Origin of the sequence: Maribacter polysaccharolyticus (assembly GCF_028882255.1) — a bacterium.
In the GTDB taxonomy this organism is placed as follows: Bacteria; Bacteroidota; Bacteroidia; order Flavobacteriales; family Flavobacteriaceae; genus Maribacter_A; species Maribacter_A polysaccharolyticus.
This window is the reverse complement of the sequence record NZ_JARBUY010000008.1, coordinates 1-4,408: the sequence shown is the minus strand read 5'-3', so window position 1 is coordinate 4,408 and position 4,408 is coordinate 1. Positions and strand designations below refer to the sequence as shown.

Genomic DNA, 4,408 nt, shown 5'->3' with positions numbered 1-4,408 from the left:
GAAATCCAGACCCTTTCCGTCTCAGGTGACCAACTTTCCATTTCAGGGACAGGTGGGAACACCGTCACGATTCCCTCAGGAAATAACCTTGCAACTTCAAATCTAACTCAGACCACCAATAGAACGTATGATCTAGATGAATTTGACCTAAATTTTGATATTACTAATAGTGATGTAACTTTTCTGGGTACAAACGGAAATGTTGGAATTGGAATTTCCAGTCCTCAAGACAAACTTGATGTTGACGGTCAAATTAGGGCAAGAAATGGTTATGCTTCAACAGAAGGTTCATCTGGAAACCCAGGATATGGTTTTTATACAAATAATGACACCAATACTGGCATGTATCGTATAGCAGAAGATCAATTAGGTTTCACAACAGGAGGTAGTGAAGCCATCCGAATCAACGCTTCCCAAAATGTGGGAATCGGCCCAAATTTTGATGTAAACTCAATAGATGCAAGATTACATGTTGAAGGAGACATTAGAGGAGATGACATTTATTCAAATGGCGCAATGTTAACCCCAGACTACGTCTTCCAAAAATATTATTTAGGAACTTCAATCTTAAATAAAGAGTACACCTTCAATAGCCTTCCTGAAATTGAGAGATATATAAAAAAGAAACACCATTTACCAGGCGTTAAATCGGCCAAAGAGATCAAAGAACAAGGTTTTTGGAATCTTGGTGAAGCCTCACGTATCAACCTCGAAAAAATCGAAGAGCTCTTCCTGCATACCATAGCACAGGAAAAGAAGATCGATCAATTGCAAAAAGAGAACCAAACCCTTACCCAGGAGTTGGAAGCCTTAAAAGGCGATATCGCCCTGATCAAGCAATTATTACAAAACCAAGCCGGTAACCAGTGATATGAAGACCTTTTTTTACATCGCGTTTTTCCTGTTCGGCATGTTGGTCCATGCCCAGACCGCCCTATACAATAGTGGCAACATCCGGATCCATGACCAAGGGCAACTGGGTTTTCATACCGATCTGATCAACGATGCCGCCTTTGATGAAAATGTGGGGTTGGCCGGGTTTTACGGCGAGGCCCCGGTTACTGTTTTAGGGGCCTTTGCCCCTACCTTTTACGATATGGAGATCGCCAATGCCACCGGGGTGGTATTGCAAACGGGCATCAACAATTTGAACAATACCAATTTTATCGTCGGGGACTTCCTTACGGCCAAAAACCAGTCCGACACCTATTATAATTTTTTGGCGGATGCCTTTTATGTGGGCGATGGCGATATTTCGCATGTAGATGGGTATGCCGCCGTTACCGGACAAAGTTCGTTTACCTTCCCGATCGGGGATGGGGTGCAATTGCGCTCCTTGATCCTCAACTCCCAAAGTGGGAACCCCTTGGCCAAATGCGCCTATTTTTTTGAGAACCCCACCAATCCGTCCTCGATCAGCGGCAGTTTTAACACCGCCATAAAATCGAGCGACTTGGGAGGGGTCTGTGGTACCGAATTCTGGAGGTTGGAAGGGAGTGTGCCTTCGACCGTACAGATCAGCTGGAACGAGCGTACCAATATCGCCGCCCTTACCGATGATGTCAGCACCCTAAGGGTAGTGGGTTGGAGCAAGGCCACCGACCAATGGGTGCCTTTGGGCCCTACCGGGGCCTTGGGCGACCTGACCAACGGTTTTGCCGTTTCGGACAGTTTTGTTCCCGAGGACTATGAGGCCATCACCTTTGGCACCTTGGATGTACCCGGGGACTTCCTGGATCTTGAAAATTATTTCGTTTCCGCCAATGGGGACGGTATCAACGATGCGCTGATCATTCCCGAATTGTCGGAACTTTCACCCAACAACCACCTTAAGATCTATAACCGTTTTGGCTCCTTGGTCTTTGAGCAGGAAAATTACACCGATCAATTCAGGGGCTACTCCAACGTCAATAATTTTGTCATCGACCGGGGCCAAGGCCTTCCCGCAGACGTTTATTTCTATATTGTTTCGATGGATGACCTGGGATTGGATTTCCAGGGTTTTTTGTACTTAACCCGTTAAAAATCGATGCATATCGATTAATCGAATCGTATCCCTTCACCCCTACCGAATCGCTGCAACGGCATATAAAAAAGCGACCAAAAACAAGTCCGTCCCACTTGCAAGGCTACCCAGTAGGCAATTTGTAGGTTTTTTCCTTGAAAACGAAGGAATTACGACGCTTCCCATGAATGAGATGCCTTACTACCACCCCGTACCACATAAACCGTTGATTATCGGTTTTTTATGATTTTACCATGGATAAAGATGAACGGTGTCTTTTATCGATAAAATCAATAACCACCGAAGCTTCACAACATTTTTGAACACACTCACAACAATAATTATTGCATTGTTGGCCTTAGGGCTATTTTCGTCCTATTAACAGTACCCCTAAATAACCACCGTAATGAACTTTAAGAAAATTTCCCTTCTACTACTGCTTTTTGGTGCACAGTTTGCACTGGGCCAAGTTAAGATAGGGGAAAACCCCAGTATCATCGATCCGTCGTCTATCGTGGAGCTCGAGAGTACGGATAAGGCCTTTGTATTGACGCGGCTTACCACGGTCCAAATGCAAGGCATTACTCCTTTGAACGGGGCCATAGTCTATAACACCGACACCGAATGCATTCATTATTTTGATGGCAGCCAATGGAACAACCTTTGCGAGAATACGGGAACGGCCAGGTCTACGGACAGCAGTATAGTTACCGAAAATGGGGACGGTACCTATACCTTTAGCAGTACAAGTGGGACACTTACAACCTTCTATGGTGCTGAGGAAACGACTACTTCCTTGGTGAACAATTTGGACGGAACCTACACCTACACCAATGAAAATGGGGAAAAAACCACTTTTAGTACCGCGAATACGGGCGATTTGAACTTGACCACCGATGGTACTTCGGGAAATATCGGTATTGATGGGGGAAATACGGTTAACTTAAATGTGGATGATGCCGATGCGGACGCGGGGAATGAAATACAGGATTTACAATATGCAGGGGGAATCATTTCTTTAAGTGATGATCCCGATGCCACTACCATTGATATTTCGGGTATCGCTACCAATGCCACGGACATCGACGCTTTGGAAGCCGAGCAAATCACACAGAACGATGCCATCGCACTCAACACCGCCAAGACCGGGATCACCACCGAACAGGCGGACATTATCGCCAATACTTCCGGAATCAACACCGGAGATCAGGATATTTCAGGGATTGCAGTCAATGCGACCAATATTGCAACCAATGTTGCTGGAATCAGTGCGAACACAAGTGCGATTGCTGCTAATGATTCCGATATCGCAACCAACGCCGCTGCGATAACTTCCAACGACACCGACATTGCTACCAATGCCACGGACATTGACGCCTTGGAAGCGGAACAACTTACACAAAACAATGCGATTGCAATCAACACCGCCAAAACAGGCATCACCACAGAACAGGCGGACATCATCGCCAATACCTCCGGAATCAACACCGGTGACCAGGACATTTCAGGGATTGCCGTCAATGCGACCAATATTACAACCAATGTTACTGGAATCAGTGCGAATGCAAGTGCGATTGCTGCTAATGATTCCGATATTGCTACCAACACCGCTGCAATAACTTCCAACGATACCGACATTGCAAACAATGCCTCTGACATCGATGCCTTGGAAGCGGAACAAATTACCCAGAACGACGCCATTGCACTCAACACCGCCAAGACCGGTATCACCACCGAACAGGCGGACATTATCGCCAACACCTCAGGAGTGAATACCGGAGATCAGGATATTTCGGGAATCGCCGTAAACGCAACGAATATTGCAACCAATGTTGCTGGAATCAGTGCCAATACCGCTGCGATAACTGCAAACGATACCGACATTGCAAATAACACCACGGACATCGATACCTTGGAAGCCGAACAACTTATACAAAACGATGCCATCGCCTTGAACACCGCCAAGACCGGCATCACTACCGAACAGGCTGACATCATCGCCAACACTTCTGGAGTGAATACCGGAGATCAGGATATTTCTGGGATTGCAGTCAATGCTGCAAATATTGCGACCAATGTTGCTGGAATCAGTGCGAATGCAACTGCAATAACTTCCAACGATACTGACATTGCAGCCAATGCCACGGACATCGATGCCTTGGAAGCCGAGCAACTTACCCAAAACGATGCCATTGCACTCAACACCGCCAAAACCGGCATTACCACCGAACAGGCGGACATCATCGCCAACACCTCTGGAGTGAATACCGGAGATCAGGATATTTCAGGGATTGCCGTCAATGCAACAAATATTACAACAAATGCAAGTGAGATTGCCGCAAATGATTCCGATATCGCTGCCAACACAACTGCAATAACTTCCAACGACACCGACATTGCAAA

3 protein-coding genes are annotated in these 4,408 nt (G+C 46.3%); all 3 read left to right on the top strand.

From position 1 onward, the window contains the following. Positions 1-870: bZIP transcription factor (locus PHU20_RS18660; RefSeq protein WP_274826931.1), on the top strand; the 870-nt coding region annotated here is incomplete at its 5' end. 1 nt (position 871) lies between these two features. Continuing rightward, a complete protein-coding gene (locus PHU20_RS18655; RefSeq protein ID WP_274826930.1) occupies positions 872-2,023 on the top strand; it encodes a T9SS type B sorting domain-containing protein in 1,152 nt (383 codons plus the stop codon). Between the two features lie 388 nt (positions 2,024-2,411). Next, on the top strand, positions 2,412-4,408 hold a 1,997-nt coding region (locus tag PHU20_RS18650; protein WP_274826929.1), incomplete at its 3' end, for a beta strand repeat-containing protein.

Excerpts from the sequence above, each read along its gene's own strand:
- PHU20_RS18655 (WP_274826930.1), top strand. The coding sequence starts at position 872 with ATGAAGACCTTTTTTTACATCGCGTTTTTCCTGTTCGGCATGTTGGTC.